Source organism: Streptomyces lacaronensis, from assembly GCF_047337785.1.
GTDB lineage: Bacteria > Actinomycetota > Actinomycetes > Streptomycetales > Streptomycetaceae > Streptomyces > Streptomyces lycopersici.
Genome location: NZ_JBLHDK010000003.1, coordinates 6,428,752 through 6,442,027 on the forward strand (window position 1 = coordinate 6,428,752; position 13,276 = coordinate 6,442,027).

10 protein-coding genes are annotated in these 13,276 nt (G+C 72.1%); 7 read left to right on the plus strand and 3 right to left on the minus strand.

Features of this window, described 5'->3' with window-relative positions; genetic code table 11:
• Nucleotides 1–45: 45 nt before the first annotated feature.
• Nucleotides 46–1,869, minus strand: coding sequence for a bifunctional metallophosphatase/5'-nucleotidase (locus tag ACMTAK_RS28135; protein ID WP_413808760.1), 1,824 nt, complete (start codon nt 1,867–1,869; stop codon nt 46–48).
• 278 nt (nt 1,870–2,147) lie between these two features.
• On the opposite strand from ACMTAK_RS28135, the gene ACMTAK_RS28140 reads away from it, so the two are divergent.
• The 5 genes from ACMTAK_RS28140 (at nt 2,148) to ACMTAK_RS28160 (ending at nt 8,203) form a co-directional block, all read left to right on the plus strand.
• Complete coding sequence (locus ACMTAK_RS28140) at nt 2,148–2,408, plus strand: hypothetical protein (protein ID WP_413808761.1); 261 nt, start codon at nt 2,148–2,150, stop codon at nt 2,406–2,408.
• Between the two features lie 10 nt (nt 2,409–2,418).
• Nucleotides 2,419–3,351, plus strand: coding sequence for a mycothiol synthase (mshD, locus tag ACMTAK_RS28145; protein WP_413808762.1), 933 nt, complete (start codon nt 2,419–2,421; stop codon nt 3,349–3,351).
• A gap of 268 nt (nt 3,352–3,619) precedes the next feature.
• The gene (locus ACMTAK_RS28150; RefSeq protein ID WP_413808763.1) at nt 3,620–5,872 is read left to right on the plus strand and encodes an RNA degradosome polyphosphate kinase; all 2,253 of its coding nucleotides are present in this window, start codon (nt 3,620–3,622) and stop codon (nt 5,870–5,872) included.
• Between the two features lie 16 nt (nt 5,873–5,888).
• Nucleotides 5,889–7,625: a CHAD domain-containing protein gene (locus ACMTAK_RS28155; protein WP_413813010.1), complete on the plus strand. Its 1,737-nt coding sequence runs from the start codon at nt 5,889–5,891 to the stop codon at nt 7,623–7,625.
• A gap of 95 nt (nt 7,626–7,720) precedes the next feature.
• Entirely contained in the window at nt 7,721–8,203 is a 483-nt protein-coding gene (locus tag ACMTAK_RS28160) for an NUDIX hydrolase (protein WP_413808764.1), read from the plus strand.
• Nucleotides 8,204–8,452: 249 nt separating this feature from the next.
• Here ACMTAK_RS28160 and ACMTAK_RS28165 read toward each other — a convergent pair whose 3' ends face one another.
• Complete coding sequence (locus tag ACMTAK_RS28165; RefSeq protein WP_413808765.1) at nt 8,453–9,478, minus strand: aldo/keto reductase; 1,026 nt, start codon at nt 9,476–9,478, stop codon at nt 8,453–8,455.
• A 207-nt stretch (nt 9,479–9,685) separates the two neighbouring features.
• On the opposite strand from ACMTAK_RS28165, the gene ACMTAK_RS28170 reads away from it, so the two are divergent.
• Nucleotides 9,686–10,534: a helix-turn-helix transcriptional regulator gene (locus ACMTAK_RS28170; RefSeq protein WP_413808766.1), complete on the plus strand. Its 849-nt coding sequence runs from the start codon at nt 9,686–9,688 to the stop codon at nt 10,532–10,534.
• A 287-nt stretch (nt 10,535–10,821) separates the two neighbouring features.
• Entirely contained in the window at nt 10,822–12,360 is a 1,539-nt protein-coding gene (locus ACMTAK_RS28175; protein ID WP_413808767.1) for an APC family permease, read from the plus strand.
• Here the strand turns inward: ACMTAK_RS28175 and ACMTAK_RS28180 are convergent.
• A complete protein-coding gene (locus tag ACMTAK_RS28180) occupies nt 12,323–13,135 on the minus strand; it encodes a methyltransferase domain-containing protein (protein WP_413808768.1) in 813 nt (270 codons plus the stop codon). The two genes, ACMTAK_RS28175 and ACMTAK_RS28180, sit on opposite strands and share 38 nt — an antisense overlap.
• Nucleotides 13,136–13,276 lie beyond the last annotated feature (141 nt).

The following is a 13,276-nucleotide window of genomic DNA, read 5'->3' on the forward strand; positions in this document are numbered from 1 at the left end:
GCCCGGCCGCCACAGGCGGCCGGGCCATCGGCAGGTGTCGGGCGGTTACTTCACGATCGTGATGCGGTCCGCCTTCGGCGGGTCCAGGGGCGAGGCCTGCGACGAGTGCGCGCCCAGGTAGGCCGTGAACGCGTCCAGGTCGGAGGCGCCGACGAGCTTGTTCTTGCCGTCCTTGAAGGCGGGGAAGCCGTCGCCGCCGCCCGCGAGGAACTCGTTCAGCGCGACGCGGTAGGTCTTGGCGGGGTCGATCGCCTCACCGTTCAGCTTCACCGAGTCCGTGACGATCCGGTCCTTGCCGGACTTGGTCAGGTCCAGGGTGTAGGTGAGGCCCTTGGAGACCTGGAGGATCTTCGGGGAGGCCTCGTTGGCGCCGCTGACCTGCTGCTGGAGCGCGGTGATGAGCTGGGAGCCGGTCAGGTCGATCACGTTCATCATGTTGGTGAACGGCTGGACCGTGAACGCCTCGCCGTAGGTCACCACTCCGTCCCCCTCGCTGCCCGACGCCTTGTGGGCGAGGTCGGAGCGGATGCCGCCGGGATTCATGAAGGCGATCTGGGCGCCGCCCTTGTCGGACGGGGAGAGCGCTTCGAGCTGGCCGTCGGCGATGACGTCGCCCAGGGGCGTCTCGTAGGCGGTGGAGCCGCGGCCGTTGACGTCGGCGGAGATGTAGCCGACGGGCTTGTTGGCGATCGGGGCGGCCAGCTTGTTCCAGCGCCCGATGAGCGAGGTCATGTCGGGGGCCTTGGGCTGCTCACGGTCCACGACGTGGTTCGCCGCGTGGGCGCCCTTCACGCTCGTCCGCACGATGTCGCCGGTGCGGCGGTCGTAGGTGAGCGTGGTGTCGGTGTAGAGACGGCCGAAGGAGGCCGCGGAGGTCACCGTGCGCGGGGTGCCGGACGGGTCCGGGACGGTGCAGGTGTACGCCTGGTGGGTGTGGCCGGTGACCAGGGCGTCGACCGTGGGCGTGATGTTCTTGGCGATGTCGACGATGGGGCCGGAGACGCCTTTGCCCGCACCGCCGTTGTCGCAGTCGTAGTTGTACGAGGGGGAGGCGGGCAGCCCGCCCTCGTGGATGAGCGCGACGATCGACTTCACGCCCTCGCGCTGGAGCTCCTTGGCGTACTTGTTGATCGTCTCGACCTCGTCGTGGAACTTCAGGCCCTTGACGCCCTCGGCGGTGACGATGTCCGGGGTGCCCTCGAGGGTGACCCCGATGAAGCCGATCTTCACGCCCTTGTGCTTCCACACCGTGTAGGGCTTGAGGATGGGCTTGCCGGTCTTCTCGTCGGTGACGTTCGCGGCGAGGTAGGGGAAGTCGGCGCCCGGGAAGGTCTTGCCCTTCTCGTAGCAGCCCTCCTTGGGGTGGCAGCCGCCGTTCTGCATCCGGCTCAGCTCGGCGCGGCCCTCGTCGAATTCATGGTTGCCGACGGAGGTGACGTCGAGGTCCAGCTTGTTGAGCGCCTCGACGGTCGGCTCGTCGTGGAAGAGCCCGGACAGCAGCGGGCTGGCCCCGATCATGTCGCCACCGGCCGCGGTGACCGAGTACTCGTGGCCCTTACGGGCGTTACGGAGAGAGGTGGCGAGGTATTCGGCGCCACCCGCCGGAATGGTCTTGGTGGTGCCGTCCGCCTGGGTCTCGGTGACGGTGCCCGAGGAGCCCTGCGGGGGCTCCAGGTTTCCGTGCAGATCGTTGAAGGACAGCAGCTGCACATCGACGGTGCGCCCGGGCCGGTGCTTGTCCGAGGCGGCGGCGCCGGTGTCCGCACCCGCCGGGCTCACGGCGGTCAGCACCCCGGCCGCGGCGGCCAGCACCGCGACTCCCGTGGCCAACCGGCGTACCGCCCCGCGCCGTTGAGGTCTCGCTGGCATGTCGTCCCCTTGTGTGCCCGTGTGTGTCCGTCATGGATGTGGAGCGCAGCTTACGGTCAACGCGCGTAGCGGGGCAGGGGGGTGAGGTGAAGAGCTGATGGCCGATGGTCAACGGTGTGGGGCGACTTCGCCCGTTCGGCGGAAAAGTCCTGATGAGGGGTCGCGGAGCTGCGTACAGCCTTCCCGAACCAGCGCGGTTTCGGTGCGCGGAATCTCAAGTACATGCAGCAGATGGCTCGAACATGGCCCGAACACATGGGGCAACAAGCTGTTGCCCAATGGAGCGCGACGATCCGACCCTCGGGATCCTCATCGCCAAGAGCCGTGACAAGGGGACGATCGAGTACGCCCCGCGGAGCGACAACGCACCGTTCGCCGTGAGCACGTATGCCGCGCTGCCGCCCCATGTGCGGGAGCTGATGCCCAGCGCCGAGGACCTCTCCCGCATCGCCGATGACATCCTCGACGGGATGGGACAGCCGGGTGACTCGCCGGTAATAAATTGTGCAGCGGCTTGCCGCACAATGGGGCCGCCGTAGGCTCGGCCTCATGAATGACGTGGTGAACGAGACATCCGGGGCCCGGCGGCTCGATGTGCTGGAGGAGCTGACGTCGGCCGAGGTGGAGGATGTGCTGCGGCTGGTCGCGGAGTCCGCGCGGGCCGATGGGCAGCAGGCGGTGTCCGAGCAGGGGCGGCTCCAGCTGCGGGGGCGGCGGGAGGGGGTGCGGCATCTGGTGTTGCGGGAGCCGAGCGGGGAGCTGGCGGGGTACGCCCAGCTGGAGGACACCGACCCGGTGGAGGCCCCGGCCGCCGAGCTGGTCGTGCATCCGGCGCACCGTGGACAGGGGCACGGCCGGGCGCTGGGGGTGACGCTGCTGAGGGAGTCGGGGAAGCGGCTGCGGATCTGGGCGCACGGGGGGCATGCCTCGGCGCGCCATCTCGCGCAGGTGCTGGGGCTGACGCTGTTCCGGGAGCTGCGGCAGATGCGGCGGCCTCTGGGGTCACTCGCGGAGCTCGGTCTTCCGGAGCCCGCCTTCCCGGAGGGCGTGACCGTACGGACCTTCCGGCCGGGTGCGGACGACGCCGCGTGGCTGGCGGCGAACGCGGCGGCCTTCGCCCACCACCCCGAGCAGGGTTCGCTCACCCAGCGTGATCTGGACGACCGCAAGGGTGAGCCGTGGTTCGACCCGGAGGGGTTCTTCCTGGCGGAGCGGGGCGGGGAGATCGTCGGGTTCCACTGGACGAAGGTGCATGCCGAGGAGCGGCTGGGGGAGGTGTACGTCGTGGGCGTGCGGCCGGACGCGCAGGGTGGTGGCCTCGGCAAGGCGCTGACCTCGATCGGGCTGCGGCATCTGGCGGCCCGCGGGCTGCCGACCGCGATGCTCTATGTGGACGCCGACAACTTCGCCGCGGTCGCGGTCTACGAGCGGCTCGGCTTCGTCACCCATGAGACGGATCTGATGTACCGGACGGAGACCTGAGCGAAAACGGAGACCTGAGGGACATCTGAGCGGGACCTGAGCCCGGGGGCGTGAAGGTGGCCCCGGGGGCGTGAAGAGGGCGGGACCCCCTGGGGGATGGGTCCCGATTTCCTACGCGCCATGTCTCCGTTACCGGCGATTCAACCTTGGTTGCGAGCATCACTGAATGCAGCCCGCTGTGCCGAATTCGTCGAACCGGAGGCTCCGTGCCGTTTCCGCACCCGCTTCCGCCACGCCGTATTCACCTCCGGCGCGGAACAATGAGTTCATGAGCCACACAAGCGGTCAGGCATCGGTTTCCCCGCAGCCCCAGCCCAACTCCCAGCCTTCGGTCGGGTCCATCGCGGCCCACCGGCCGCATGCTGTCGCCGCACCGGTGCGGTCGCTCGACCCCGACCTCGACGCCGACCTGGACTCGTACGAGGAGGTCACCGGGCCCGGCACGGAGGGCGGGGAGCTGCCGCAGGGACGGTTCCTGGACCGGGAGCGCAGCTGGCTCGGGTTCAACGAGCGGGTGCTGGAGCTGGCCGAGGACCCGTCCACCCCGCTGCTGGAGCGGGCCAACTTCCTGGCGATCTTCGCCAGCAATCTGGACGAGTTCTTCATGGTGCGGGTCGCCGGCCTCAAGCGGCGCATCGCCACCGGGGTCGCCACCCGCTCGGCCTCCGGGCTGCAGCCGCGCGAGGTGCTGGAGCTGATCTGGAACCGGTCCCGTGAGCTCATGGCCCGGCACGCCGCCTGCTACCAGCAGGACGTCGCCCCGGCGCTCGCGGAGGAGGGCATCCATCTGGTCCGCTGGCCGGATCTCACCGAGAAGGAGCAGTCCCGCCTCTTCACCCTCTTCCGGCAGCAGATCTTCCCCGTGCTGACCCCGCTCGCCGTGGACCCGGCACACCCCTTCCCCTATATCTCGGGGCTGTCGCTCAATCTCGCGGTCGTGGTGCGCAACCCCGTCAGCGGGCATGATCACTTCGCACGTGTGAAGGTCCCACCGTCGCTCTCCCGCTTCCTGGAGCCGTCGCCGCAGCGGTACGTACCGCTCGAGGACGTGATCGCGGCGCATCTGGAGGCGCTGTTCCCGGGGATGGAGGTGCTCGCGCACCACATGTTCCGGGTCACCCGCAACGAGGACCTCGAGGTCGAGGAGGACGACGCCGAGAACCTTCTCCAAGCCCTGGAGAAGGAGCTGCTGCGCCGCCGCTTCGGGCCCCCGGTGCGGCTGGAGGTCGAGGAGTCCATCGACCCGTATGTGCTGGACCTGCTGGTGCGCGAGCTGAAGGTCTCGGACGCGGAGGTCTATCCGCTGCCCGGACCGCTCGACCTCACCGGTCTTTTCGGCATAGCCGCGCTGGACCGGCCGGAGCTGAAGTACCCCAAGTTCGTGGCGGGCACCCACCGGGACCTCGCCGAGGTGGAGTCCGCCTCCCCGCCCGACATATTCGCGGCGCTGCGCGAGCGGGACGTCCTGCTCCACCACCCGTACGACTCCTTCTCCACCTCCGTGCAGGCGTTCCTGGAGCAGGCGGCCGCCGATCCGGACGTCCTCGCGATCAAGCAGACGCTGTACCGCACCTCCGGCAAGTCGCCGATCGTCGACGCCCTCATAGACGCCGCCGAGTCCGGTAAGCAGGTGCTGGTGCTGGTCGAGATCAAGGCCCGCTTCGACGAGCACGCCAACATCAAGTGGGCGCGCAAGCTGGAGGAGGCCGGCTGCCACGTGGTCTACGGCCTGCTGGGCCTGAAGACCCACTGCAAGCTGTCGCTGGTGGTCCGCCAGGAGGGCGACACCCTCACCCGCTATTCGCACGTGGGCACCGGCAACTACCACCCCAAGACCGCCCGGCTGTACGAGGATCTGGGGCTGCTGACGGCGAACTCCCAGGTCGGCGCGGACCTCTCCGACCTCTTCAACCGACTGAGCGGCTACTCCCGGCGGGAGAACTACCGGCGGCTGCTGGTCGCCCCCAAGTCGCTGCGCGACGGGCTGATCACCCGGATCAACAAGGAGATCACCCACCAGCGGGCGGGTCGCCCGGCCTACGTCAAGATCAAGGTCAACTCGATGGTCGACGAGGCCGTCGTCGACGCCCTCTACCGGGCCTCGCAGGCCGGGGTGACGGTCGATGTGTGGGTGCGCGGCATCTGCGCGCTGCGGCCGGGCGTCCCCGGGCTCTCGGAGAACATCCGGGTCCGCTCGGTCCTCGGACGCTTCCTGGAACATTCGCGCGTGTTCGCGTTCGGGAACGGCGGCGAGCCGGAGGTGTGGATAGGCAGCGCCGACATGATGCACCGCAATCTCGACCGCCGGATCGAGGCGCTGGTGCGGGTCACCGACCCCGGCCACCGCGCAGCCCTCAACCGCCTGCTGGAGACCGGGATGGCCGACTCCACCTCGTCCTGGCACCTGGGCCCGGACGGCGAGTGGACCCGGCACGCCACGGACGCGGACGGCCAGCCGCTGCGGAACGTTCAGGAGATGCTCATCGACGCCCGGAGGCGACGGCGTGGTTCAACGACATGACCTGCCGCCGGCCGGGATGACGGGCGCCGCGGACCCGGCCGCCGACCCGCCCCGCCCGGGGACCGACGGCGTGACGGACCGGGCGGCGGAGGCCGCGGCGGCGGCTTCGGGGGCTGCGGCACCCGCCGCGGCTTCGGCACCGGCTGCGGCTTCGGCGGCTTCCGGGGCTTCGGGAGCGCCCGCGTGGGAGGCGGCGACGGCCGGGGAGGTGCTGTCGGCGTATCTCCACGCCCAGGCCGGGAACTTCCTGCGCAGCCTGCGGCTGCACCGTGAGAGCGGCTCCGATGTCCAGGAGGCGGCCGAGGCCGCCCGGCTGCTGCGCCGCGCCGCGCGGCGGATCAGCGGCGCGCTCTACGTCTACCGCCCGATCACCGACCCGGCCTGGTCCGATGAGCTGCGGACCGAGCTGGCCTGGCTGACCGGCACGCTGGCGCGGGAGCAGGCCTACGCCGAGCGGCTGGACCGGCTGCGTGGCGCCCTGCACCGGCTCTCGGGCGCGGGCGGCCCCTCGGACCGCTCACCGCAGGGCGAGGGAACGGCCGCCGACGCCGCGAGCCCGGGGGAGTGGCCCTCCGACACACAGCCTGTGAACGCGGCGCATGCCACGAGTGGCGCGAGCGCCGCGCGCACCGCGCGCGGCGGGGTCACGGTCGCGGTCGACGGCGCGGGCGGCCCCACCGGCACGGCGGGCCCGATTCCCCGCCCCACCCGTGCCTCCCGCCGCAGCGTCTCCCTGGCCGCCGGTGCGCCGGGAGGTGGGGCCGCGGACCCTGTCGGGGGGCAGGGTGCGCGGCCCGGTGCGGCCGACGCGGGCGGCGGCGCCGAGGGCGCGGCCGGGACGACCAGGGACCGGGACCGGGACCGGGACCGGGACGAGGGCCGGGCGGCCGGACGGCGCCGCGGTGAGCGCGGCGACAAGGGCGGCCGGGGCGCCAAGGGCGAGAAGGGCGAGCGGCCCGGCCGGCCGGGCGCGGCCCATCAGCGGGCCGGTGCCGAGGAGGAGGCCCGCGGCGGGGCGCTGACCGTGGGCGCGGCCCGCGCCGGAGCGCTGCTGGAGCGCCAGCTCACGCTGGCCCGGACCCGGGCCCACACCGCCGCCCTGGAGGCGCTCGGCTCCTCCCGCTTCCACGCGGTCGCCGACACCGTCGCCCTGCTCGCCTCCGACGTCCCGCTCGACGAGGCCAACGCCACCCGCCCCGCCGGGCAGGTGCTGCCGCCGCTCGCCGAGCTGGCGAACCGGCGGCTGGCCGAGTCGGTGGAGGCGCTGCCGCTGGTCCGCGCCGGGCATCCGTACAACGCGGAGGCGCTGGTCCACGGCCTGGCGGCGACCCCGGCGGCGGACGCCCCGCCCGCCAGCGAGCGCCAGGACGCCCCCTGGCACCAGGTGCGCCATCTGCTGCGGCTGCGGCGGTACGCGCTGGAGGTGCTCGACCAGGCGTGGCAGCAGCCGGACGGGGCGAGCGGGCCGGGCGGCTCCGGTCCGGGCGGCTCCGGTCCGGGCGGCTCCGGCCCCGTGGACGCCGAGCTGCCGCTGTCGGTGCGGCTGCTGGCCGCCGGGCAGGCGCTGGAGCGCCACCGCGACGCGGCCGAGGCGGCGGCCGCCGCGGCGGCCGCCGCCCGTACGCCCCGGATCGCCCCGGCGACGGCGTACGCGCTCGGGGTGCTCCACGCCGATCAGCGGCATGAGGTCGAGGCGGCCCGCTTCGCGTTCGGCCGGATCTGGCGGCGCGTGTCCGCCGCCAGATCCTCCTGAGGACGGGCGGCGGGCGCCGGACCCGAAGGACCGAAGGAAGACGCGCACGGCACAACGCGGAGGACGGCGGAGGACCGGGGAGGGAGAGACGACGGATGAACCGGCGGAATTCCCGCGCTGACGGGCTGGTCGGAACGGACACAGGAACGGACACCGCAACGGACACCGGGACGGTCCTGGCGGCGGGCTGTGTGCTGTGGCGACGGTCCCCGCGCGGCGGCGGGCTCGAGGTCGCCCTCGTCCACCGCCCCCGCTACGACGACTGGTCGCATCCCAAGGGCAAGCTGAAGCACGGCGAGGAGGCGCTGCACGGCGCGGTGCGCGAGGTCGCCGAGGAGACCGGTATGGGCTGCGCCCCGGGGCAGGCGCTGCCCACTCTCCACTACATGGCCAAGGGCCGCCCCAAGCAGGTCCGCTACTGGGCGGCGGAGGCGGTCGACCACGACGAGACCTTCGTGCCCAACCGCGAGGTCGACCGCCTGGTCTGGCTGCCCCCGGACGCGGCCCGCCTCCGCCTCACCTACGACCACGACCGCACCCTCATCGACGCGCTGCTGCACACCCTGCGGCTGTCCTGAACGACGGCCCGGTGTCCTGCACGCCGCCTTTTCGGCCAGCCCCACTCGCGGCCGGCCGAACGGCTGGCCGAGCGTGGTGTGCACACCGCCAACCGGGACGGTCTGATGCTGTGGGTGCCGTGGTGGACGAGACCTCCGCGCTGGTCACCCTGGCCGCCCGGGGTATCACCGATTCGCCGGGCAGCCGGTTCTGCGTCTCTTACGCGCGTCCCCCTGTGCGGGTCGCCACCAGCAGGCCGACCCGGGTGTTCAGCGGCGGCGCAGGCTCTTGTCCGCGAGCGCCGGCGGCACGTAGTAGTTGTCCGCCCGGTTGAGGTCCGTGCCCGGCGGGACGATCTCGTCGATCCGGTCCAGGACGTCCTCGCTCAGCTCCACCTCGGACCCGGCGAGCAGATCCTCCAGGTGCTCCATGGTGCGCGGGCCGATGATCACCGAGGTGATGGCCGGATGCGCCCGTACGAAGGCGATGGCCATGTGCGGCAGCGAGAGCCCGGCGTCGGAGGCCAGCTCGGCCAGCGCGCCGACCGCCTCCAGCTTGCGCGCGTTGTCGGGCAGCGACGGGTCGAACTTGTGCTTCTCCACGGCCGCCCGGCCGCCCGACAGATCGATGTCGGACGCCTTGGTGTACCGGCCCGTGAGCCAGCCCGCCGAGAGCGGACCCCAGCTCAGCACGCCCATCCCGTACTTCCGCGCGGTCGGCAGCACCGCCGCCTCCACGCCGCGCGCCAGGATCGAGTACGGCGGCTGCTCGCTGCGGAACCGTACGTGCCCGCGCCGCTCGGAGACCCACTGGGCCTCCACGATCTGCTCCGCCGGGAAGGTGGAGGAGCCGACGGCGCGCACCTTGCCCGCCCTGACCAGGTCGGACAGGACCGACAGCGTCTCGTCGACGTCCGTCGTCGGGTCCGGCCGGTGGATCTGGTAGAGGTCGATGTAATCCGTGCCCAGGCGGCGCAGGCTGTTCTCGACCTCCTGGGTGATCCAGCGCCGTGAGTTGCCGCCGTGGTTGGGGTCGTCGCCCATCGGGAAATGGGCCTTGGTCGCGAGGACGATGTCGTCGCGGCGGCCCTTGAGGGCCTTGCCGACGATCTCCTCGGACTCGCCCTCGGAGTAGGCGTCGGCGGTGTCGACGAAGTTGATGCCCGCGTCGAGGGCGCGGTGGATGATCCGTACCGAGTCGTCGTGATCGGCGTTGCCCAGGGCGCCGAACATCATCGCGCCCAGGGCGTACTCGCTCACCGAGATGCCGGTTCCGCCCAGGATCCTGCGCTTCATGGCAGCTGCCTTCCTTTGCCTTCCGTGGCTTTGCCTTCTATGGCCTTTGCCTTCTGTGGCCTTTGCCTTCTGTGGCTTTTGCCTTCTGTGGCGTCCTGCGCCTTCAGCCTCGGCGCCGGGCGGGGACCTCACCAGGCCCGGCTCAACCTGGGTCTGCCAGAACCACCTGTCCGGCCCAGAATCCGGCGTTGCCCGGATAATGGAGCGATGGGCCATTCCGAACCGGAGATCAAGGGGTTTCTCAAGGCGCGCCGCGCCGCGCTGGACCCGGCCGAGCTGGGGCTGCCGGACGGAGTCGTGCGGCGCCGGGTGCGCGGTCTGCGCCGTGAGGAGGTCGCGCAGCGGGCCGGGATCAGCGTCGACTACTACACCCGTATCGAGCAGGGCCGGGCCCCGGCCGTCTCGGACTCCGTGGTCGACGGGCTGGCGCGGGCGCTGCGGCTGACCCCGTCCGAGCGCACCTACCTGCGCAACATCACCCTGCCCCGGCGGCGCGCCGGGGAGCCCGACCCCGATCCGCGGCCGCGGGTGCGGCCGGAGATCCGGCAGCTGCTGAACGCGATGGACGGCACCGTCCCGGCCTATGTCTACGGACCGGCGATGGACATCCTGGCCTGGAACACCCTCGGCACCCGGCTCGGCATCGACTACGCCGCGATCCCCGAGGAGCGGCGCAACGGCCCGCTGCTGGTCTTCCTCGACCCCCGGATGCGGGAGATCCATCCGAACTGGGCCGAGGTCGCCGATGAGACGGTGGCCGGGCTGCGCGCGGAGACCGGCCGCCACCCGGGCAGTTCGCGGGTGTGCCGGGTGACCCATGAGCTGCTGGAGCGGAGCGAGGAGTTCCGGCGGCGGTGGGAGGCGCAGGCGGTGCAGGAGCGGACGCGGGGCGTCAAGCGGTTCCGCCATCCGGAGGCGGGGGAGCTGGTGCTGCGGTTCGAGGCGTTCGTACTGCCCGCGGATCCGGGGCAGATGCTGTGCACGTACACGGCCGACGAGGGGTCGGCGACGGCGGAGGCGCTGAAGGTGCTGGCGGGCGCGGCGGCGGTGGCCTGAGCCCGGACCGGGGGTGCGGCGGCGGTGGCCTGAGCCCGGACCGGGGGTGCGGCGGCGGTGGCCTGAGGTCGCCGACGGACCGAGCCGCGCTCCGCCCTCCTCGCCTTACGGCCCTCCTCGCCTTGCGGCCCTCCTCGCCTTGCGGCCGGGACCGCCTCCCCGGCCGTCATCGCTTGCCGCCATCCCTTTTTGCCCCGTCCCACCTCCTTGACGCGACTGGAAACTTTCCTTACTTTCATTCCCTCCCACGGTGGCGCCAGTGGCGCGAGAGGGCAATGGAGGTCCGGATGTCCGGCACCGAGGGCGGATTCGTCCGCCGTATCGGCCTGTTCCAGTCGACCGCCATCAACATGAGTCAGATGTGCGGCATCGGGCCATTCGTCACCATCCCCCTCATGGTCGCCGCCTTCGGCGGACCACAGGCCGTCATCGGCTTCGTCGCGGGCGCGGTGCTCGCGCTCGCCGACGGGCTGATCTGGGCCGAGCTGGGCGCCTCGCTGCCCGGGGCCGGGGGCAGCTATGTGTATCTGCGTCAGGCGTTCCAGTACCGCAGCGGCAAGCTGATGCCGTTCCTGTTCGTGTGGACGGCGATGCTGTTCATTCCGCTGATCATGTCCACGGGTGTGGTCGGTCTGGTGCAGTATCTGGGCTATCTGTGGCCGGATATGACGCAGACCCAGGGCGATCTGGTCGGTCTCGGGGTCATCGTCCTGGTCATCGGGCTGCTGTGGCGGGGCGTCGAGCACATCGCCCGGATCACGGCCGTCATGTGGTGCGTGATGATCGCCTCCGTGGTCCTGGTCATCGTGGCGGCCTTCAGCCACTTCGACGCGGGGCAGGCGTTCACCTATCCGGACCACGCCTTCGAGCTGACCAGCGGTCACTTCTGGACCGGTTTCGCCGCGGGCCTGACCATCGGCATCTACGACTACCTCGGCTACAACACCGCCGCGTACATGGGCGCCGAGATCAAGGACCCCGGCCGCACCCTGCCGCGGGCGATCGTCACCTCGATCGCCGGGATCATGGGGATCTATCTGCTCCTCCAGATCGGCACCCTCGGCGTCGTCGACTGGCATGAGATGACCGACCCCGACTCGGTGGCCGCCCAGTCCGTCGCCTCGGCGGTGCTGGAGGAGACCTGGGGGAAGGGAGCGGCCGACGTCGTCACCGTGCTCATCCTCATCACGGCCTTCGCGTCCGTCTTCGCCGGGCTGCTGGGCGGCTCCCGGGTGCCGTACGACGCCGCCCGCGACCGGGTCTTCTTCCGGCCGTTCGGCACGCTCCACCCGCGCCATCGCTTCCCCGTGCTGGGCCTGGCCACGATGGGCGTCGTGACGGCGATCGGCTTCCTGATCGGCCGCCACACCGATCTGGCCACGCTCATCCAGCTGCTGACCACGGTCATGGTGATCGTGCAGGCCCTGGCGCAGGTCGTCGCCGTCACGGTGCTGCGCCGCCGCCAGCCAGGCCTGCGGCGGCCGTACCGGATGTGGCTCTATCCGCTGCCGAGCGTGGTGGCGCTGGTGGGCTGGCTGGTGATCTACGGCTACGCGGACAAGAACTCCCCCGGGCGGCACCCCATCGAATGGTCGCTCGCCTGGGTCGCGGCGGGGTGTGTGGCGTTCGTGCTGTGGGCGCGGCTGGAGAAGGTGTGGCCGTTCGGCCCGAAGGAGATCAGCGAGGAGTACGCGGCGGGGGCCGACCCCGACACGGAAGGCGGCACCCTGGGCACCGCGCACGCCCTGGGCGGCGCGGGGAACGGCCCGGATGGCCCGGATGGCGCCGTCAGCCCCGGGGCGCCAACGCCTCCCACCGCACCGTGACCTCGCCCTGGCGCCAGCGCCGTGGGCCGTCGATGAGCGGCCAGCCCTCGGCCCGCAGTGTCTGGGCGCTGCGTATCCAGCGCTGACGCGCGCTGAGCGGCGCGTACGGGGCGGCGGCCGCCCAGGCGCGGTCGAAGTCGCGCAGGAAGGTGTGCACCGGCTCGCCCGGCACATTGCGGTGGATCAGCGCCTTGGGGAGCCGTTCGGCCAGGTCGGAGGGGCGTTCCAGGGAGCCGAGGCGGGCCGCGAAGGTCACGGTGCGCGGGCCCGACGCGTCGAGCGCGACCCATACGTGCCGCCGCCCGATCTCGTCGCAGGTGCCCTCCACCAGCAGTCCGCCGGGCGCCAGCCGGGCGCACAGCCGCCGCCACACGGCGGCGACCTCGCCCTCCTCGTACTGCCGCAGCACATTGGCCGCCCGGATGAGCGCCGGGCGGGCCCCGCCGGGCAGCGGCACCTCGAAGCCGCCGTGCGTGAAGGTGAGCCCCTCGCGCTCGTACGGCCGCGCGGCGAGCACGCGCCCCGGGTCGATCTCGACCCCGACGACGCGGGCCCCGGCCCGTACGGTCCGCAGCCGGGCCAGTAGCTCCACGGCGGTCCAGGGGGCCGCCCCGTAGCCCAGATCCACCGCCACCGGCGCCTCCGCGGCCCGGCGCAGCGCGGGCCCGTGCGCCGCCGCGATCCACCGGTCCATCCGGCGCAGCCGGTTGGGGTTGGTGGTCCCGCGGGTCGCCGAACCGATCGGACGGGACGGCGGGGGAACGCGGGCGGGCATGGCGCTGAGCCTATGCCGGGGCGGAGGGGAATCCTGTGCCGGGGCGGACGCTGAGCCTGCGGCGGCGCGCGGACGGGGAACCCGTACGGGGAGCCTATGCCGGCGCGGACGGGAGCCCATGCCCGGGACGGGGAGCCCATG